This window comes from Stenotrophomonas sp. STEN087, assembly GCF_056759115.1.
In genome coordinates this window covers 1-19186 of the sequence record NZ_JBRRCR010000048.1, presented here as the reverse complement: position 1 = coordinate 19186, position 19186 = coordinate 1, and the positions used below count along the sequence as shown (strand labels likewise).

The 19186-nt window shown below is 68.4% G+C and carries 20 protein-coding genes; 12 read left to right on the top strand and 8 right to left on the bottom strand.

Annotated features, from left to right (window positions below):
• Positions 1–67: 67 nt before the first annotated feature.
• Entirely contained in the window at positions 68–535 is a 468-nt protein-coding gene (locus ACVOK1_RS13355) for a DUF4442 domain-containing protein (protein WP_481562345.1), read from the top strand.
• Between the two features lie 25 nt (positions 536–560).
• On the opposite strand, the gene ACVOK1_RS13350 is transcribed toward ACVOK1_RS13355, so the two are convergent.
• Complete coding sequence (locus ACVOK1_RS13350) at positions 561–872, bottom strand: hypothetical protein (RefSeq protein ID WP_481562344.1); 312 nt, start codon at positions 870–872, stop codon at positions 561–563.
• Positions 873–887: 15 nt separating this feature from the next.
• Positions 888–2165: a hypothetical protein gene (locus ACVOK1_RS13345; RefSeq protein ID WP_481562343.1), complete on the bottom strand. Its 1278-nt coding sequence runs from the start codon at positions 2163–2165 to the stop codon at positions 888–890.
• Between the two features lie 75 nt (positions 2166–2240).
• Here ACVOK1_RS13345 and ACVOK1_RS13340 point away from each other — a divergent pair, with 75 nt between their 5' ends.
• From ACVOK1_RS13340 to ACVOK1_RS13300, 9 genes are all read left to right on the top strand, one after another.
• Positions 2241–2924, top strand: a complete 684-nt coding sequence (locus ACVOK1_RS13340) for a DUF502 domain-containing protein (protein ID WP_481562342.1) — start codon at positions 2241–2243, stop codon at positions 2922–2924.
• On the top strand, positions 2921–3718 hold the full coding sequence (locus ACVOK1_RS13335; RefSeq protein WP_481562341.1) for a queuosine precursor transporter: 798 nt from the start codon (positions 2921–2923) through the stop codon (positions 3716–3718). The genes ACVOK1_RS13340 and ACVOK1_RS13335 overlap by 4 nt, the downstream gene beginning before the upstream one ends.
• Before the next feature lie 94 nt (positions 3719–3812).
• The gene (locus tag ACVOK1_RS13330) at positions 3813–5747 is read left to right on the top strand and encodes a DUF885 domain-containing protein (RefSeq protein WP_481562340.1); all 1935 of its coding nucleotides are present in this window, start codon (positions 3813–3815) and stop codon (positions 5745–5747) included.
• Complete coding sequence (gene gloA2, locus ACVOK1_RS13325) at positions 5744–6151, top strand: SMU1112c/YaeR family gloxylase I-like metalloprotein (protein WP_481562339.1); 408 nt, start codon at positions 5744–5746, stop codon at positions 6149–6151. Before ACVOK1_RS13330 ends, gloA2 begins: the two co-directional genes overlap by 4 nt.
• Positions 6152–6544: 393 nt before the next feature.
• Positions 6545–6994, top strand: coding sequence for a DUF2147 domain-containing protein (locus ACVOK1_RS13320; protein WP_079222704.1), 450 nt, complete (start codon positions 6545–6547; stop codon positions 6992–6994).
• Between the two features lie 102 nt (positions 6995–7096).
• Positions 7097–9178 carry a methionine--tRNA ligase gene (gene metG / locus ACVOK1_RS13315; RefSeq protein WP_481562338.1) on the top strand — a complete coding sequence of 694 codons (2082 nt, stop codon included), beginning with the start codon at positions 7097–7099 and terminating at the stop codon, positions 9176–9178.
• Positions 9179–9253: 75 nt separating this feature from the next.
• Positions 9254–9844 (top strand): HAD family hydrolase, encoded by a 591-nt coding sequence (locus tag ACVOK1_RS13310; protein ID WP_481562351.1) that lies wholly within the window; start codon positions 9254–9256, stop codon positions 9842–9844.
• 25 nt (positions 9845–9869) lie between these two features.
• Positions 9870–10283 (top strand): Rnf electron transport complex subunit RnfB, encoded by a 414-nt coding sequence (gene rnfB, locus ACVOK1_RS13305; protein ID WP_481562337.1) that lies wholly within the window; start codon positions 9870–9872, stop codon positions 10281–10283.
• A gap of 291 nt (positions 10284–10574) precedes the next feature.
• Positions 10575–10931, top strand: coding sequence for a hypothetical protein (locus ACVOK1_RS13300; protein WP_481562336.1), 357 nt, complete (start codon positions 10575–10577; stop codon positions 10929–10931).
• A gap of 64 nt (positions 10932–10995) precedes the next feature.
• On the opposite strand, the gene ACVOK1_RS13295 is transcribed toward ACVOK1_RS13300, so the two are convergent.
• Positions 10996–11343, bottom strand: coding sequence for a RidA family protein (locus ACVOK1_RS13295; protein ID WP_108750666.1), 348 nt, complete (start codon positions 11341–11343; stop codon positions 10996–10998).
• Positions 11344–11537: 194 nt separating this feature from the next.
• Here ACVOK1_RS13295 and mprF point away from each other — a divergent pair, with 194 nt between their 5' ends.
• Positions 11538–14102, top strand: coding sequence for a bifunctional lysylphosphatidylglycerol flippase/synthetase MprF (mprF, locus tag ACVOK1_RS13290; protein WP_481562335.1), 2565 nt, complete (start codon positions 11538–11540; stop codon positions 14100–14102).
• A gap of 85 nt (positions 14103–14187) precedes the next feature.
• Here mprF and ACVOK1_RS13285 read toward each other — a convergent pair whose 3' ends face one another.
• The 4 genes from ACVOK1_RS13285 to ACVOK1_RS13270 form a co-directional block, all read right to left on the bottom strand.
• Complete coding sequence (locus ACVOK1_RS13285) at positions 14188–15534, bottom strand: virulence factor family protein (protein ID WP_481562334.1); 1347 nt, start codon at positions 15532–15534, stop codon at positions 14188–14190.
• A 78-nt stretch (positions 15535–15612) separates the two neighbouring features.
• Positions 15613–16230, bottom strand: a complete 618-nt coding sequence (locus ACVOK1_RS13280) for a DUF998 domain-containing protein (RefSeq protein WP_108769555.1) — start codon at positions 16228–16230, stop codon at positions 15613–15615.
• Positions 16227–16400: an oxidoreductase-like domain-containing protein gene (locus ACVOK1_RS13275; protein ID WP_200753524.1), complete on the bottom strand. Its 174-nt coding sequence runs from the start codon at positions 16398–16400 to the stop codon at positions 16227–16229. Before ACVOK1_RS13275 ends, ACVOK1_RS13280 begins: the two co-directional genes overlap by 4 nt.
• Before the next feature lie 58 nt (positions 16401–16458).
• Positions 16459–17061 carry an HD domain-containing protein gene (locus ACVOK1_RS13270; RefSeq protein ID WP_333629105.1) on the bottom strand — a complete coding sequence of 201 codons (603 nt, stop codon included), beginning with the start codon at positions 17059–17061 and terminating at the stop codon, positions 16459–16461.
• Positions 17062–17291: 230 nt separating this feature from the next.
• Here ACVOK1_RS13270 and ACVOK1_RS13265 point away from each other — a divergent pair, with 230 nt between their 5' ends.
• Positions 17292–18443, top strand: coding sequence for a transglutaminase-like domain-containing protein (locus tag ACVOK1_RS13265; RefSeq protein ID WP_481562333.1), 1152 nt, complete (start codon positions 17292–17294; stop codon positions 18441–18443).
• Positions 18444–18450: 7 nt separating this feature from the next.
• Here the strand turns inward: ACVOK1_RS13265 and ACVOK1_RS13260 are convergent, their stop codons facing one another.
• Positions 18451–18786: a zinc ribbon domain-containing protein YjdM gene (locus tag ACVOK1_RS13260; protein ID WP_164075360.1), complete on the bottom strand. Its 336-nt coding sequence runs from the start codon at positions 18784–18786 to the stop codon at positions 18451–18453.
• Positions 18787–19186: the final 400 nt, after the last annotated feature.

Sequence of the window (19186 nt, the reverse complement as noted above, 5' to 3'; positions counted from 1 at the left end):
GGCCGGGGTTCAACATACGCATGCGAATGGTTAGACTCGGGTTTTCGCCCCCGCGCCCCGTCCGCACATGAAAGCCAGCACGTTCCGCCTCGGTATCAACCTGTGGCCGCCGTTCCTGTTCACCGGCATCCATGTCACCCGCATCACCCCGGACTACCGGCAGATCGAGGTCGAGCTGCGGATGCGCCCCTGGAACCGCAACTACGTCGGCACCCATTTCGGCGGCAGCCTGTTCGCGATGACCGATCCGTTCTGGATGCTCGGCCTGATGCATACCCTCGGCCGCGACTACTACGTGTGGGACCGCGCTGGCGCCATCGACTTCCTCAAGCCCGGGCGCGGCACCGTGCGCACCGCCTTCCATATCGACGAGGCGCTGCTCGATGAGCTGCGCGCCGAGGCCGCCAACGGCGAAAAGGTCCTGCGCTGGTTCAGCAATGACGTGGTCGATGCCTCCGGCGAAGTCGTCGCCCGCGTGCGCAAGCAGGTCTACGTGCGCCTGAAGCCGCAGGCGCGCGGCAGCGCTGCCGGCTGATCAGGCCCATCCCGTTGCGCAGGCGCTACAACAGTTTCAGCACGCCCCTGGTGACGACACCATCACCAAACAGGATGGGTTCTCCACGCGGAAATACGTGCTGTGCATCTTCGTGATTGATGAACGACACCGTGCAGGTCACGGTTTCACCGGGCAATATCGATTCGATGGTGCTGTCATTGATGACGAAACCGTACGCAAGGTCCTGAAGGTGCGATATCGCCAGCGGACGCCAGATCTTCGGCATCACGGTGCGCACTGGCCCGCCGGATGAGTCGAGCACATCCAGATGGATTTCCGCCGCCGTCGGCACCATGGCCGGGTAAAGAACGCTCATTCCAGTCCCCCTGACCTACAACGGCACCGAGAGCATCGCATCATCCTTGCCGCCTGCATCACGCGCGCGACGCGGCACCTGCAGGCGCGAGCCATCGGCCGACAGCACCGGCACACGCGTGGATGAGCGCCATTGCGCCGGCAGGCGCTGCAGGGCCTGCTGCGGGCCCTCCGGCTGCTGCCGAAGCCAGCGCTGTGCGCCCAGCAGGCGCAGCAGGGCCGCCACGTCCTGGCTGCGTGCGGCGTAATCCTGGTAGGCCGGGCCGGAGATATCACTCAGCGTGCAGCCCACGAAATTGGCCAGGCAGCGCATATCCCAATCCGGGCCCGCAACCACCTCGACCGGCCGGTCGGCCTGCAGCGCCGCCTCCGAGCCCGGACCACAGGCCCAGCCGAAGTTGGCGGCGAAGCGGCCCAGGGTGTGTTCGCGATCCAGCATCAGCACGGTGCCGGTCTGCTGCAGCGATGCATCAATGGCGGCCCGGCTCATCGCGAACTCGCCCTGCATCGGCCGGCACAGGCTCTGCTCGGCGGCGTCCATCGGCTGCAACGCGCTCTCGCAGGCCGCCGGCATCACCTGGTCCGGCGGCAGTTCCGCCAGCATCTCCGCCAGCAGGTGCACGTTGGCGCGCACCATCGCGGCGCCGATCATGCTGTCGATGAGGGTATTGCCACCGTGCATCAGGCGCCGCCCAAGCTGCACCGAACGACAGCTGCCGGCCAGCGCCGCAGGAACGTCGCCCTGCACGAAGGCCAGCGCATGTACGCCGCTGCCATCCATCAGGGTCTGGTAGCGCGGCATCGGCACCAGTCCAGTGGCACCGTCGGCCTGGAACGGGCTGTCGAAGCGCTCTGCATCGGCCAGCGCGTCCAGGCGTTCATGCAGGCCCTCATGCCCGGCGTGGGCGGCACGGAACTGCGCGGTATCGGCGCGCACGCGGGCCAGGCAGCTTTCGCCGCTGGACCTGCAATAGCCCTGGTTGTCGACCTTCACTGCCGGTTGCGTGGCCGCCAGCGCGGAATCGATGACGTCCGGCGTGGAGCGCGCCTGCCAGCGCCGCGCATCCTCGGCCAGCGCAGCCTCGCGCTGGGCCGGGTCCAGACCCTCGAAGGGCAGCGTCCACAGCAGCGCGAACCCGTTCCTGCCCGGCGCCTGCCGGACGTCTTCCAGCAGCCGCACCTGCTCACGCTGGGCGGCCGGCAGCGGCCAGAACCGCGACATCGTCCACAGCAGCACCGCCAGCACCAGCAGCCCCAACAAGGCCCAGCCCACTCCGCGCAGAATCCTCAACACAGCATCCCTTCCCTGTCTGGCTCCCGCCCCTGGGTTCCAGCGTAATCCAGCGCCGCCGGCCGCTACAATGCGCACATGTCGCTCGAAGCCCCCGCCCTGGTCCCCCGTCCTTCCCTGCAACGCCTGTTCCTGACCGGCCTGCTCACCCTGCTGCCGATCTGGCTGACCTGGGTCGTGGTGAAGTTTGTCTTCGTGTTGCTGTCGGGTATTTCCAGCCCGTTGGTGGTGCCGCTGTCCGAGCAGATCGCGACCAGCTTCCCGCACTACCTGGGCTGGGTCCATGCCGAATGGATCCAGGGCACCATCGCCCTGCTGGCCACCCTGCTGGTCATCCTGGCGGTCGGCGTAGCCAGCCGTCGCGTGGTCGGCCAGCGCCTGCTGCGCTGGGTCGGCGCGATCATCAAGCGCATCCCGCTGGCCAGCATCATCTACGACAGCGCCAAGAAGCTGCTGGACATGCTGCAGACCGAACCGGGCAGCACCCAGCGCGTGGTCCTCATCGATTTTCCGCACCGTGACATGAAGTCGGTCGGCCTGGTCACCCGGGTCATCAAGGAACAGGGCACCGACCGCGAACTGGCAGCGGTGTACGTGCCGACCACGCCCAACCCGACCTCGGGCTACCTGGAAATCGTGCCGGTGGAACTGCTCACCCCGACCGACTGGACGGTGGACCAGGCGATGAGCTTCATCATTTCCGGCGGTGCCGTGGCCCCGGCCAGCGTGCCGTTCACCCGCGCCGGCGAACGCCCCGAGTGAGCACCACGCCCAGCGACGCGCCCTACGCGCGCCCCCTGCAGGACCGTACGGTCCTGCTGTTCATCATCCTGGCCACGTTCTTCTGCGGCAACGCAGTGCTGGCCGAGCTGATCGGGGTCAAGATCTTCGCACTGGAAGACACGCTGGGCATCGATGCGCTGAACTGGAACCTGTTCGGCCAGACCGGCTCGCTGAGCTTCACCGCCGGCACGCTGCTGTGGCCGGTGGTGTTCATCATGACCGACACCATCAACGAGTTCTTCGGCAAGCGCGGCGTGCGCTTCATCTCGTGGCTGGCGGTGGTGCTGATCGCCTACGGCTTCCTGTTCGCGTTCGCGGCGATCTCGCTGGCCCCGGCCAGCTGGTGGGTCACCTCGATGGATGCGCACGGCGTGCCCGATTACCAGGCGGCGTTCGCTGCGGTGTTCGGCCAGGGCATGTGGACCATCGCCGGTTCGCTGGTGGCCTTCCTGGTCGGCCAGCTGATCGACGTGGCGGTGTTCCATCGCATCCGCCAGGCCACCGGCGAGCGCCATGTATGGCTGCGCGCCACCGGCTCGACCGCCGTATCGCAGCTGGTGGACAGCTTCGTGGTGATCTGGATCGCCTTCGTGCTGGGCCCGCAGAAATGGCCGACCTCGCTGTTCCTGGCCGTCAGCAGCGTCAACTACGTCTACAAGATGGGCTTTGCGATCGCCCTGATCCCGTTGCTGTACCTGATGCGACGCGCGATCACCCGCTATCTGGGCGAACAACGCGCCGCGCAGCTGCGCGCCGCCGCCGCGGCTGACTGAAGCCCCAGCGACGGCAAGCTGACTGCGCCTTCACGCTGGCCGTACGCGCGCGGATCGTGCAAGCTCCACGGTCTGTGTTCCACGGAAGCTCCTGATGCCGTATCCCACCCGCGCCCTGGCCGCCGCCATCGCCGCGTTGTTCCTGTTCAGTGCCGTGCCGTCGGCAGAGGCAGCGAAGAAGAAGGCCAGCCGCCCCGCCGCCGCGCAGACCCGGCAGGCCGCCAAGCCGAAGGCCAAGCCCGCACGTGCCACCCCGGCCCGCGGCAGCAGCACGCGCCGCGCCGCAGCGCGCCCGGTCGCACCGGCCCGCGCCGTGCCCAAGCAGGTGCAGCTGGAGCGCCTGTACGACGAATACTGGGAAGCCTCGATGCGGTTGAACCCGCTGCAGGCCACCTTCCAGGGCGACGCCCGCTACAACGACCAGCTGCCCAACATCCTCTCTGCCGCATGGCGCCAGCAGTCGCACGATTTCACCACCGAATGGCTGGGCAAGGTCGAGAAGGTCGGCAGTGACGGCCTGCAGGGCCAGGACCTGCTCAGCTACGAGATCTTCGTGCGCGATGCGCGCGCCTCGCTGGCCGCCGAGCGCTACCCGAGCTGGATGATGCCAATCAGCCAGTACTACAACATCGGCAGCATCATGGCGATCCTTGGCGCCGGTGCCGGCGCGCAGCCGTTCAACACGGTCAAGGATTACGACACCTGGTCGCGCCGCTCGCTGGGCATCCCCGACCTGTTCAACCAGGCCATCGACAACATGCGCCAGGGCATGAAGGCCGGCGTGGTGCAGCCGCGCGACCTGATGGAAAAGGTGCTGCCGCAGCTGGACGCGGTGATCACCCCGACCGCCGAGGAAAGCATCTTCTGGTCGCCGATCAGGACCATGCCGGGCGATATCCCCGCCGAGGAAAAAGCGCGCATCAGCGCCGAGTACAAGCGCATGATCGAGCTGCGCATCCTGCCGTCCTACCGCGCCCTGCGCGGCTTCATCGCCACCGAATACCTGCCGGCCACCCGCAGCAGCAGCGGCCTGGGCGCCCTGCCCGACGGCCAGGGCTGGTACGCCAACCTGATCGTGCAGACCACTGCCAGCGACCAGACCGCTGCCCAGCTGCATGCCCTGGGCGAGCAGCGCGTGCAGGAACTGGGCGCGCAGATCGCCACGGTGATGAAGGACAACAAGCTGCGCGGTTCGCAGGCCAAGCTGCTGAAGAGCATGCGCAGCGACCGCCAGTTCCAGTACGGCGATGCCAACGCACTGTTCAACCGCTACCGCCAGCTGCAGCAGCAGGTGGATGCGCGCCTGCCGCAGATCCTGGACACCCTGCCGAAGGATCGCCTGGAAGTGCGTGCGGTCGAGCCGGAGCGCGCGATGACCGCTGCCGCTGCGGCCTACCAGCCTGGCCAGCCGGGGCAACCCGGCGTGCTCTACATCAACACCCGCGACCTGCCCAGCCGCAAGCGCTGGAGCGTGCCGGTGCAGTACCTGCATGAAGCCATCCCCGGCCACCACGTGCAGCTGGGCCTGCAGCAGGAACTGGCCAAGCTGCCGCGCTTCCGCCGCCTGGGCGGCGACCTTGCCTTCGTCGAAGGCTGGGGCCTGTATACCGAAACCCTGGGCGACGACCTGGGCGTCTACAGCGATCCCTACGACCGCATCGGTTATCTGTATTCGCGCCTGCTGCGCGCGGCCCGCGTCGTTGCCGACACCGGCGTGCATGCGCAGGGCTGGAGCAAGCAGCAGGCGGTGAACTACCTGGAGAAGACCGTGGACATGAGCGAAGACGATGCCAGCGCGGAAGTCGAACGGATCATGGCCCAGCCGGGCCAGGCACTGTCGAACGTGGCGGGCCTGAGCCGCATCCTCGCCCTGCGTGACAAGGCCAAGGCCCGCCAGGGCGCGGCCTTCGACCTGCGCCGCTTCCATGCCGAAGTGCTGAAGGACGGCTCGATGCCGCTGGACGTGCTGGAGCGCAAGGTCGACCGCTGGCTTGAGCAGCCCGCCGCAGCGGCACCGGCCACGCCATGACCGGCGCAGCGACCGGCGGCCTGCTGGGCATCCACCATGCCGCCGTGATCTGCAGCGATTACGCACGTTCGAAGGATTTCTACGTGCGCATCCTTGGCCTGCGCGTGCTGGCCGAGAACCACCGTGCCGCGCGCGATTCGTGGAAGCTGGACCTGGCCCTGCCCGACGGTGGCCAGCTGGAGCTGTTCTCCTTCCCCGCCCCACCGCCGCGCCCGAGCCGCCCCGAGGCCCAGGGCCTGCGCCACCTGGCCTTCCGGGTGGCCGCCCTGGAACCGGTCATCCAGCGTCTGGCCGACCACGGCGTCGCCTGCGAACCGATCCGCGTGGACGAATACACCGGCGCCCGCTTCACCTTCTTCGCCGACCCCGACGACCTGCCGCTGGAGCTGTACGAAGTCGTCTGATCAGGGGTCGGATCCCTTTCCCACGGAAAGGGCTCCGACCCCATCCAGACTTCCCGCCAGGGGTCAGAGCCCGTTGCGCAGCAACGGGATCCGACCCCGTGCCGTTCCGACAGCGCGCAGAAAACTGTCGAAGGCGGGGCACTGTGGGTTTGCGGGGTGTGAGCCGCATGGATGCGGCGACCAAGCGCCCATGGATGGGTTTACAGCGTCCCCGCACACCCACAGTGCCCCGCCATCCCACAGAATGCCGCTGTTGCTTTGGCCGTTGCCGTTGCATCCAGCAGGTGCAGGGCTGCAAGCCCTGCAAAGCCCCCCCCTTCCCCATACCCCGCCGAATGGGTATACAGTCGCCCTGTACCGGCAACGTGCCGGAATGAACCCTGGGAGGGGACCATGCGCAAGACCTTCAAGACCCTGTTGCTGGCACTGCCGCTGTGCCTGGCCGCCCTGTCGGCCCAGGCCGCCGACAGCGCCGCCGGCCGCTGGAAGACCATCGACGACAAGACCGGCAAGGTGAAGTCGATCGTCGAGATCAGCCAGGCCGCCAACGGCGGGTTGTCCGGCAAGGTGGTCGAGATCCTGCAGTCGGACAAGGGTCCCAACCCGGTCTGCGACGGCTGCGAAGGCGCCAACAAGAACAAGCCGGTGAAGGGCATGACCATCCTCTGGAACCTGTCGCAGGACAAGGGCAGCCACAGCAAGTGGTCCGGCGGCACCATCCTCGACCCGGCCAACGGCAAGACCTACAAGTCCAAGCTGGAACTGCAGCCGGGCGGCGGTAAGCTGGACGTGTCCGGCTGCATCGCCTTCATCTGCCGCACCCAGACCTGGGTCCGCGAGTAACACGCCCGACCCGCGCCGTACCCCCGTGACCCGGCCCCGGCCGGGTCACCTCGTTGCAGGCATGCGATAATCTGCGGTTCCCCTCGGCTGCACCCCGCGACCATGACCCGTACCGCGCTCGTCACCACCGCCCTGCCCTACGCCAACGGCCCCCTGCACCTGGGCCATCTGGTCGGCTACATCCAGGCTGACATCTGGGTGCGCGCGCGGCGAATGAGCGGCGGCAAGGCCTGGTTCGTCTGCGCCGACGACACCCACGGCACGCCGATCATGCTGGCCGCGGAAAAGGCCGGGGTCACCCCGGAAGCCTTCATCGCCAACATCCAGGCCGGCCATGAGCGCGATTTCGCCGCCTTCGGCGTGGCCTTCGACCACTACGACTCGACCAACTCGGCGGCCAACAAGGCGCTGACCGAGCAGTTCTACCTGAAGCTGGAAGCGGCCGGCCACATCAGCCGTCGCTCGGTGGCGCAGTTCTACGACCCGGCCAAGGGCATGTTCCTGCCCGACCGCTACATCAAGGGCATCTGCCCGAACTGCGGCAGCGCCGACCAGTACGGCGACAACTGCGAAGTCTGCGGCGCCACCTACAACCCGACCGACCTGAAGGATCCGAAGTCGGTGATCTCCGGCGCCACGCCGGAAATCCGCGATTCGGAACACTTCTTCTTCGAGGTCGGCCGTTTCGAAGGCTTCCTGCGCACCTGGCTGGCCGGCGACGTCGCCCTGCCCGGGGTGAAGGCCAAGCTGATGGAATGGCTGGACGCCGACGGCGGCCTGCGCGCGTGGGACATCTCGCGCGATGCGCCGTACTTCGGTTTCGAGATCCCCGGCCAGCCGGGCAAGTACTTCTACGTCTGGCTGGACGCGCCGATCGGCTACCTGTCCAGCTTCCAGACCCTGTGCGGCAAGCTCGGCGAAGACTTCGAATCGCACCTGCGCGAAGGCACCAGCACCGAACTGCACCACTTCATCGGCAAGGACATCGTCAACTTCCACGGCCTGTTCTGGCCGGCGGTGCTGAACGGTACCGGCCACCGCGCGCCGACCCGCCTGCACGTCAACGGCTACCTGATGGTTGACGGCGCGAAGATGAGCAAGTCGCGCGGCACCTTCGTGATGGCGCGCACCTTCCTCGACGCCGGCCTGGAGCCGGAAGCCCTGCGTTACTACTACGCGGCCAAGACCAGTGGCGGCGTCGACGACCTCGACCTGAATCTGGGCGACTTCGTGGCGCGCGTGAACGCCGATCTGGTCGGCAAGTTCGTCAACCTGGCCAGCCGCTGCGCCGGCTTCATCAGCAAGCGCTTCGATGGCCTGCTGGCCGCGCAGCTGCCTGACGCCGCGCAGTACGAGCGCTTCGTCGACGGCCTGGCGCCGATCCGTGAAGCCTACGAGCGCAACGACCCGGCTGCCGCCATCCGCCTGACCATGACCCTGGCCGACGAAGCCAACCGTTACATCGACGAGGTCAAGCCGTGGGTCATCGCCAAGCAGGAAGGCGCCGACGCGCAGCTGCAGGCGGTGTGCAGCCAGGGTCTGAACCTGTTCCGCGTGCTGGTCACCGCCCTGAAGCCGGTGCTGCCGGCCACCGCTACGCAGGCCGAGACCTTCCTGGCCGCGCCGGTGAACGACTGGACCGAACTGGCACAGCCGCTGCTGGGCCACCGCATTGCTGAGTACACCCCGCTGTTCACCCGTATCGACCCGAAGAAGATTGACGCCATGATCGACGCATCCAAGGACACCCTGCAGCCGGCCGCTGCTGTCGCTGCCGCCCCCGCCGCCAAGACCGAAGCCGTGAAGCCGGCTGCCACGGCCAAGGACGAAGCGAAGAGCGCCGACGCACCGGCCTATATCGGCATCGATGATTTCGCCAAGCTCGACCTGCGCATCGGCAAGGTGCTGGTGTGCGAGTTCGTGGAAGGTTCGGACAAGCTGCTGCGCTTCGAACTGGACGCCGGCGAGCTGGGCAAGCGCCAGATCTTCTCCGGCATCCGCGGCAGCTACGGCGAACCGGAAGCACTGGTCGGCCGCAGCGTGGTGTTCATCGCCAACCTGGCCCCGCGCAAGATGCGCTTCGGCCTGAGCGAAGGCATGATCCTGTCGGCCGGCTTCGACGGCGGCGCGCTGGCGCTGCTGGATGCCGACAGCGGCGCGCAGCCGGGCATGCCGGTCCGCTGATGCCCTGCGGGCGCGGCTCTCGCCGCGCCCTCCACGCAGACCGCCCCGGAAGGCACCGCCATGGGAGTGAGCAGGATGGAACTGGCGCTGTTCGATTTCGACCACACCGTCACCACCTGCGATACCTATGGCCGCTTCCTGCGCCGCGTGGCCACGCCGGAACAACTGGCGCGCGCGTGGTGGAAGGTCGGTCCGTGGCTGCTGGCCTACCGCCTGCGCATCATTTCCGCCGAGCGCATCCGCGCCCGCGTCACCCGCCTCACCTTCAGCGAACGCCACGCCGATGACATCGCAACGCTCGCGGCAGGTTTTGCCCGCGAGGTGCTGCCCGAAGTGGTACGCCCGGAGATGCTGGAGCAGATCCGCTGGCACAAGGAACAGCAGCACACCGTGGTGATCGTGTCCGGTTCGCTGGACCTGTACCTGCGGCCGTGGTGCGAACAGCAGGGCCTGCAGCTGATCTGCAACCGGCTGGAAAGCCAGGATGGCCGCCTGACCGGGCGCTACGCGGGTGGCGACTGCGGCCCGCGCAAGGTCGAGCACATCCGCCGCCAGTTTGACCTGTCGCGCTACCTGCGCATCCACGCCTACGGCGACAGCTACGAAGACCGCCCGATGCTGGCCCTCGCCCACGAGCGCTGGTACCGCGGCAGACCCCTGAAGTGATTCCAACGCGCAGCCTTCGCCACGCATGAGCCTGATTCCGCCCCTGACCGAACGCCTCGACCGCCTGCTGCCGCAGACCCAATGCGGGCAATGCGGCTACGACGGCTGCCGCCCGTATGCGCAGGCGATGGCGCGCGGCGAAGCGGGTGTGGACCGCTGCCCTCCCGGTGGCGATGCCGGTGCACGCGCACTGGCGCAGGTATTGGATGTGCCCGCCGTGCCCTTCGACCGCACGCGCGGCGAGCACAAGGCGCCGCAGATCGCACTGATCGTCGAAGCCGACTGCATCGGCTGCACCAAGTGCATCCAGGCCTGCCCGGTGGATGCCATCGTGGGCGGCGCCAAGTACATGCACACGGTGATTGCCGACCTCTGCACCGGCTGCGAGCTGTGCATCCCGCCGTGCCCGGTGGACTGCATCGACCTGGTGCAGCTGTAGCGGGGTCGGATCCCTTTCCAGCGGAAAGGGCTCTGACCCCACTTCACCAGACATTCGTCGCAATCACCGCGTCCTGCACGCCGCGCGCCCACACGGAACAGGACGCACATCGCAGATTGCCCCACTGCTCGCGGCACATGCGCCAGCCCACTGCGGCCTCTTTCAACCGCATGCCAGACTTCCGCAAACGTCCTGTGACGGGCCACCCCAAGCGGCTGGCCGGTTTTCAAGCCACGTTCCGCCCGCCACCGTGCCGTGGCGGCTACCGATTGACCTGAACGGAGCTGTGCCATGACCCCTTCGGACCTTACCGACGACTGCACCTGCGACATCACCGATGCAGCGGACGAGATCGAGCGCCATCCCGACAGGATGATGGCCCTGCTGCGGAAGATCAGCGCGGCTGCCGCCGTCGATGGATTCCCGTGGCCGGAAGGCTACCTGCTGCCCGGCGGCCATCTCGGCCTGACCGACGCAGACCGCACCCTGGTCGGCCTGCGCGTGGTGCAGGAAATCATGCTGGCCGCCGAACGCAGCCGGCATCATGACGACGCCGCCGAATACGTCGGCGACCACGTCATGGATGGCCTGATGCAGGCCTGCATCGCGCTGTCGGAACACGCCACCAGCAGGATCGGCCTGCAGTAACGACAACGGGGTCAGAGCCCTCTCCTTCGGAGAGGGATCCGACCCCGCTTCACGCAATCCCGGATTACGGCACGGCCGCCGTGATCACGATCTCGACCTTCCACTCGGCATGCGCCAGCTTCGCTTCGAACGTCGCACGCGCCGGGGTCGCACCTTCGACCACCCACTCATCCCACGCCTTGTTCATGCCGTCGAAATCGGCGATGTCGGCCAGGAACACTTCCGCGCGCAGCACGTGCTGGCGATCACTGGCGACCAGCGCCAGCAGCTTGTCGATCTCCGCCAGCACCTGCCGGGTCTGCCCGGTGATGTCCTGGCTGGTGTCTTCCGGAATCTGGCCGGAAAGGTAGGCGACCTTGTTGTGCACGGTCATCTCGGACATGCGCGGTCCGACGTCGTAACGCTCCATCATGGGCGTGGCTCCTGCGGGGTGGACTGAACCCCATTCTCACCCAGCCGGGCGGTGAAATGTGGCCTCCCGCACGCACATTCATTGCCGCCAATCGCCGCACAGTGCCGGTGCTGGTCAAACGCCACCGACAGGCGCACGATGCGCCACGTTCACGTTGACACCCCTCTTCCCCCTGCTGTCGCATTCTTGCGCCGATGACCCCAGCCAACGACCCCACCACCGCTTCGCACACCCCGGCATGGAAGCGGGTCCTGACCATCGTCGTCCCGCTGCTGATCCTGTCGCTGGCCCTGCACGGGCTTGCCAACGAGTTCGACGAGCACGGCTACCGTGCCATCCGCGAAGCCTTCCACCAGCTGACCGGCACGCAGATCGCGCTGACCGTGCTGCTGGGCCTGGCCAGCTACGCCTGCCTGATCGGCTTCGATGCCATCGGTCTGCGCCGCAGCGGTATCCGCGTGCATCCGGCGCGCGTGGGCATCACCGCCTTCCTCGCCCACACCCTGGGGCAGACGGTGGGCTTTGCGGCACTGACCGGCGGCGCGGTGCGTCTGCGCGGCTACCGCAGCGCCGGACTCGACCTGGCGCAGATCGGCCAGGTGGTGCTGATGAGCACGCTGGGCTTCGTCTTCGGTGCCTGGCTGCTGATCGGTGTGGCGCTGTGCATGGAACCGGCCGCCGCCGCGCTGGCCCTGCCGCTGGACCCGGCCGCAGTGCGCGTGGTCGGCATCCTCGCCCTGCTCGCCTACGCCACCACCGTGCTGCTGGTCGGCCGCAACGGGCGCCAGTTCCGCATCTTCGGCCATGGCCTGTGGCTGCCGGATCGCCGCACCATGCTCGGCGTCACCGTGCTCAGCGTGATCGAGCTGGTGCTGGCCAGCGCCGCGTTCTACGTGCTGCTGCCCGACTCGACGCCCACCGGCCTGCCCGGCTTCGTCGGCCTGTACCTGGTGGCTGTGCTGGCCGGCCTGGTGTCCACGGTCCCGGCCGGCCTGGGCGTGTTCGAGTGGAGCCTGCTGAAACTGCTGCCGCAGGTCACCCCGGCCGCAGTGCTGGCGGCCGCTCTCATCTATCGCGTCACCTACTACGTGCTGCCGCTGCTGCTGGCCACCCTGCTCGCCCTCGCCCCGGCGCTGCGCCAACCGCTGCAGGCCAGCGCCGGTGCCACCCGTGCCGGCTGGCATGCGCTGCGCCCGTGGCTGCCGCAGATCATCGCCCTGGCCGCCTTCAGCATCGGCGCCGCGCTGGTCATCGATGGCACGCTGCCGACACCACGCCGCCATCTGCTCAACGCCTCGCTGCCGATCCTGGAAACCTCGCACCTGATCGGCAGCCTCGGCGGCGTCGCGCTGCTGCTGATCGGCCAGGGCCTGGCCCGGCGCAGCCATGCGGCGTGGATGCTGGCGATGGCGGTGTGCGTGATCACGCCGCTGCCGCTGTGGCTGCGCGGCGGCCAGCCGCTCATCGCCGTGTCCGCGCTGCTGGTGGCGATGGCGCTGTGGGCCGCGCGCCGCGAGTTCTACCGCCAGGGTGCGCTGCTGGATGAAGCCTGGTCGTGGCCGTGGCTGCGCAACCTGGGCCTGGTGCTGGTCGCGGTCACCTGGCTGCTGTTCTTCACCTACAGCCATGTCGAATACCAGAACGAGCTGTGGTGGCAGTTCGCGGTGTCGGGCAATGCGCCGCGTGCGCTGCGCGCGCTGCTGGTGGTGGCCATCGCGCTGGTGATGTTCGGCCTGGCGCGCCTGCTGCACAGCACGCGCACGCCGCTGCCGGCCGCCGACGATGCCACCCTGCAGGCGCTGGCGCCGGTACTGGCCAACGCCACCGATACCCAGGCCTGCCTGGTGCTGACCGCCGACAAGGCGGTACTGCGCGACGAGGCGAAACAGGGCTTCGTGATGATGCAGCGCTATGGCGGCTCGCTGATTGCGATGGGCGATCCGGTCGGCCCGCCCGAGGTCGCCCGTGCGCTGATCTGGCGCTTCCGCGAGGAGGCCGACCGACTCGGCCTGCGCCCGGTGTTCTATCAGGTGGGCGAGGCCTACTGGCAGACCTATCTGGATCTCGGCCTGGGCCTGGTCAAGCTGGGCGAGGAAGCCATCGTGCCGCTGCACGATTTCGGCCTGGAAGGCCGCGAGCGCGCCGACCTGCGCCAGGCCTGGAACCGCGGCAAGCGCGGCGGCCTGTCGTTCCGCGTGGCGCCGGTGGAAGAACTTCCCGAGCTGCTGCCGCGCCTGCACGCCATTTCCAACGCCTGGCTGGACGACAAGGCCGGTGACGAAAAGGGCTTCTCGCTGGGCAGCTTCGACCCGCAGTACCTGGTGCGCTTCCCGGTGGCGCTGGTCGAGGCCGAGGGTGAGATCGTGGCCTTCGCCAATCTCTGGCAGGCACCGGCCGGTGCCGAGCTGTCGGTGGACCTGATGCGCCACGTCAACGAGGCACCGAAGGGCACGATGGATTTCCTGTTCATCGAGCTGTTCCTGTGGGGCCGCGCGCAGGGGTATGCGCGTTTCTCGCTGGGCATGGCGCCGCTGTCCGGGTTGGCCCAGCATCGTCTGGCGGGCCGCTGGAACCGCTTGGCCGGGTTGCTGGCGCGGCATGGCGAACGTTTCTACGGCTTCAGCGGCCTGCGCCGGTTCAAGTCGAAGTTCGCCCCGCAGTGGCGCCCGCGCTACCTCGCCGCACCCGGCGGCATGCACCTGCCGGCGGCGCTGCTGGATGCCACGCGGTTGATTTCGCTGGACCCGCGCCACGGGTGATCCGGGGTGCTGCCCCTGGTGGGTGCGAACCGTTGGTTCGCACGCTTTCCGCCGGGCATAGCCCGGCGCTACCTGTGGGTGCGGTTTACGCGCCGCCCTTGAGGATCACTTCCGCCAGACGGTCGTAATCACCATTGAAGTGATGGTCGCCCGGCAGCTTCACCTTCTGCACCGCCTCGCCGGCGGGCAGATCCGGGCACAGCGCATCCTCATCCTTTTCGCCGTACACGCACAGCGTCTTGCCCGCCGGCAGCCGGGCCACTTCCGGTGCGATCGGCAGGCCATCGCCACCACCGCCCAGCCAGTTGCTGACGTGGAATTCGAAATCGGCCTTGCGCCCCACCGACAGCAGGGCGATGCGCTCCACACTCTCGCGGGTGCCTGCATCAAGCTGGTTGATGGTGGCCGGCAGCACGTCGGCGCCCTGCGAGAAGCCGACCAGCATCACCTTGTCGCGGTGCCACTGCTGCCGGTAGTGGGCGATGATCTTCTGCAGGTCGGCGGCAAAGCCCTTGGGCGTGCGCTCGCTCCAGAAATAACGCAGTGAATCGATGCCGACCACGGCCACGCCATGCTCGCTCAGCGAGGCGGCAACGTTCTTGTCCAGGCCGGCCCAACCGCCGTCGCCCGACACGAAGATGGCCAGGGTGTCACCGTTGCCGGTGGCCGGCACTTCCACCACCGGCAATCCCTTCAACGCATCCGGCGGCGGTGCCAGGCTTACGCCGGCCTGCGCGCCCACCACCCGTGCCGCAGCCACCAGGCCGGGCGAGGCATCGCCGCGCGCGGTGCGCTTGAACTCACGCGCCATTGCCACCTGCTGCACGAACGGGCTGGCCTGGCCGGCCTGGCAGGCGTTGCCGCCAGCCGCGCTCAGCCACGGGAAATTCAGTTCGGCCGGCTGCAGCCGGTTGTGCTTCACGCCATCGCCGCAGACCATGCGCTCGTGGCTGTGGCCAGGGCAGAAGCCGGTGGTCAGCAGGCCGGCAAAGACCTGCGTATCGGCCTGCGCAGCCAGCGTGTAGGCCATCTCCGCACCCTCGCCATCACCGCCAACCAGTGGCAGGTGATAACCCGGCAGGTGCAGCGAGGCCTGCAGCCAGCGCGAGAAATTCTCGACGTCGCCGGTACCGAACGAACAGGTCGGATTGCCTTCACGCTTCAGCACGCCACGCAGGTGGCTGATGTCCACGGCGGCAACGAGAGCGCCATCGGCACGCAGGGCCTCGATCGGCAGGCGGCTGGTATCGCCACCGGCGGTCGGCTCATGGAACCAGATCACCACCCGCTGCGGGGTTCCCGCCGGCATGTGCACCGGTATCTGGTCGAAGCGCCCGTGGCTGAACTGCTGCACGTTCGCCGCCGCCATGGCCGGCAACGCGGCCAGCGCCAGCACCACACCCATTGCCCTGCCCAGCCCTGCACGCTTCATATCGCATCCCCGGTGGAATGCGCACACGATACGCCGCCACCGCGTGCACGGCACGTACCCGTGCAGGCCGTTGGCGGCTCAGCGGGACGCGCTGCGGCTACCCCGCCGGTACATCGCCACCGCCAGCCACAGCAGCCAGCCGACGATCACCACGATCACCGTTTTCTGGCCCAGCCCACGCGGCGGGCCCGCCCGCCACAGCACGTGCAGCCACAACAATGCGAAGGCCAGCCACGCCCAGCCCCACAGCAGGGCCGCACTGCGCTGCCAGCCCGGCTCGCGGCGCAGGTACCACGCCTGCAGCAGCATGCCGACACTGGCGCACAGGAAGGCGGTGTTCGCAGCCACGCCATGCACCAGCGGCGCCAGCAGTGGCGTCGCCTCGGGCAGCCAGCTGTCGCCGATGGACACGGTGGCCAGGCCGAGCGCGGCCACCGTGAACAGCAGCGGTGCGGCGGCACTGCGGCGCGGCCCCGTGCTGTGCCGGTACAGCGCGATGCCGAGCACGGCGATGGCCAGCGCCAGCAGGCAATAGGCACTGCGCAGGGCCAGCCCCCAGGGGCCGTGCAGGTAGATGCTCAGGGTGGTCTGCACCCAGTCCAGGTCGGTGCGCGCGAACTGGGTCCACAGCGCCGTGGCGATGAACAGCAGCAACGCGACCATGGCCAGCAATGCCGCCGGCCGCGCGCGCGTCATGATGCCTCCTGCGGATGCCGCGCCTTCCATTCGGCCAGCGCCTTGCGGTAGCGCTGCAGCTCGTCGGAATACAGGTCGAGCACGCACAGCGGGCAGCCGCTGCCGCAGCACTCGTTGGGGCCGGGCTCTTCCGGCGGTAGCGGACGCGGATCGGGATCAGGCACAGACACGGGGTTGGTCACGGGCAAGCACGGCGTTGCAGACAGGCGCCCAGTGTAACGGTCCCGCTCAGGCGTCCAGCTGCCGCTGCAGGTTGGCGCGCGCCGCCGCATCCAGGCGCTGGTGGAAGAAGTCGCTGAGGAAGATGCGTGGCGCGCGCAGCAGGCCCTGCAGGAAGCGACGGCGGCCGGCACGATACAGGAAGCCCGGCACCACGCCCTGGTACTCCTCGGCCACGCCGCGGTCGTAGGCGGCGAACACCGCTTCGGGCGCCGCCAGGATGGCCATGTCGCAATCCAGGAACAGGGCCGCTTCGGGATCGACGTCGTCCGGTCCCAGTTCGCCGTGGCGCGCGGTCAGCAGGATCAGCTGCTCCACCCGCGCTGCATCGATGCCCGACAGCTCCGGCGCATGCGCGATGGCCCTGCGCGCCAGCTCGGCCGAGCGCGCTTCGTTGTCCTTGCGCCCTGCCTGGTAGATGGCGTCGTGGTACAGCACCGCCAGATACACCTCGGCGGGCTGCTGCCAGCCCGGCCCGGCCGCGACGTCCTGGCAGTGCTGCAGCACCGCGCGCACGTGGCCGAAGTGGTGGTAGGCGCGCGGCGGCGTGGCGTAGGCATCCTGCAGCGTCTGCCACTGCGCCGGTGCAAGCGGGATCGGGGCGAAGTCCATACAGGGATCATCCCGCCCACAGGCGCCGCGGGCAAGCTGGACAATTTTTCACCAACCGCTCACATCGCCCGCCTGGCAAGGCTGGCAAGGGGTTGTCCACAGCTTTGCCGCGGGCTGGTCCACACCGCATGTGGATGAACGCGGACGGCCGACAAATGGTTGATGCCCGCCCACCCGCGCGGGTCTACACTGCGGGCAGGCGGGCCTACCCGCCGCCGCAGGAAACTGCCATGCGCCGTCTTGCCGCTTGTTGCCTTGCGCCTTTGCTGGCTGCCGTGGGCGCGTCAGCCGCCCTGGCCCAGGATCCTCCACCACCCGCCCCCCAGGTGGCGCCGGCCGCACCGGTTGCGGTGGCCAGCGTGCCGACACCGGAGCAGGTGCTGGCCATTCCCGCACCGCTGCGGCAGATGCTGCAGACGCGTGTGATCGCCCGCCACAGCTCGCGCGAGCAGCGCCTGCAGGCGCTGGCCGAAATGATCTTCGGTGCGCAGGCGCTGGACCTGCAGTACGACCCGACGGCGACCTACACGCTCACGGAAATCTGGCAGAAGCGCCAGGCCAACTGCCTGGCGTTCACCCTGCTGTTCGCCACGCTGGCGCGCGAAGCCGGCATCCAGGCGCGCGTGCAGGAGGTGGATCGCGTGGTGTCCTGGTACCAGGACCAGGAACAGGGCGTGGTCTACAGCGTGGGGCACGTCAACGTGGGGATCATGGTGGATGGGCGCGGCGGGACCGTCGACCTCGACCGCAACATCCTCTACGACCGCCGCGGCCCGCACCCGATCTCGCTGGACCGCGCACTGGCGCACTTCTACAACAACCGCGGCGCCGAGCGCATGACCGCGGGCGACAAGGTGGGGGCGCGCGCGTTCTTCACTGCGGCACTGGCGCGTGCACCGGATTTCGCGCCGACCTGGAACAACCTCGGCGTCCTCGACAGCCGCGACGGTGATCTCGCGGGCGCGCGCGCCGCACTGGAGAATGCGCTGCGCCTGGATGGCCGCGAGGATTCGGCGCTGATCAATGCCAGCGTGCTCTATCGCCGCCTGGGCCTGGTGACGCAGGCGCAGGCGCTGGAGCAGCGTTTGAAGGCGGTGCAGCGCGACGATCCGTTCGCGCAGTACATGGCCGGTGCTGCCGCAGAGCGCAACGGTGACCTGGCCACGGCGATCCGCTATTACCGGCGCGCGGTGCAGCTGTACGACAACGCGCACCAGTTCCATTTCGGGCTGGCGCGCGCGTATTTCCTCTCGGGCCAGTTGGCCCGTGCCGATCGCGAACTGACGCGGGCACGTTCGCTGGGTGGCAGCGTCAACCAGCAGCGCTACCAGGCCAAGCTGGATGGCCTGTCGCGCCTGCGCACGCAGCAGGCGCGACGCTGAGCGCGGCTCAGGCCTTCTTGAGGAAGCAGGTCTTCAGCACCAGGCCCTTGATCTTGTCGGAGTTGCCTTCGATGTGTTCGGCATCGTCCTCGACCAGGCGGATGTTGCGGATGACGGTGCCCTGCTTGAGCGGGATGGACGAGCCCTTGACCTTCAGGTCCTTGATGACGGTGACCGTGTCGCCGGCCTGCAGGGTGTTGCCGTTGCTGTCACGCACGACGAGGGAGGTGCCGGTGCCCTCCTCGGCGGTCCACTCGAAACCGCAGTCGGCGCAGATCCACAGCGCGCCATCGGCATAGGTGTTTTCCAGGGTGCACTGCGGGCAAGCGGGAGCGGAAGACATCAGCAAGTACCTCAAAATGAATCAACAACCGCCATTGTAACCGGCGGGTCCGTGGTTCCATTTTTTCCCGCGTGCGGCGCCTCTGTGTCATGGCGTTGAGGCGAGGGGCCATGCGGGGCAGGACACGCAAAATCCCCTCCATGGTGCTCGATGGCGCCATCCATGGCGCCATCGGTCCCGACGGCCCCTCTCCCCCCGCCTCTGGACAGTTTCCCGCGCCGGCGGCCGGGACAATCAAAAGCTTGGGCTGCTGCTTTGTTGTCTGTTGCCGCGCTCCGGGAACTGTCCAGAGCCGAGGGGGGCGGCGGCCCGGGGGCGCCGGCGCCGCGGGTTGGGGGGGAGAGCCGCCCCGTCGTGGGTTGTGGGGGGGGCCGGGGCCCGCGCCCCCCCCCCGGGGCCC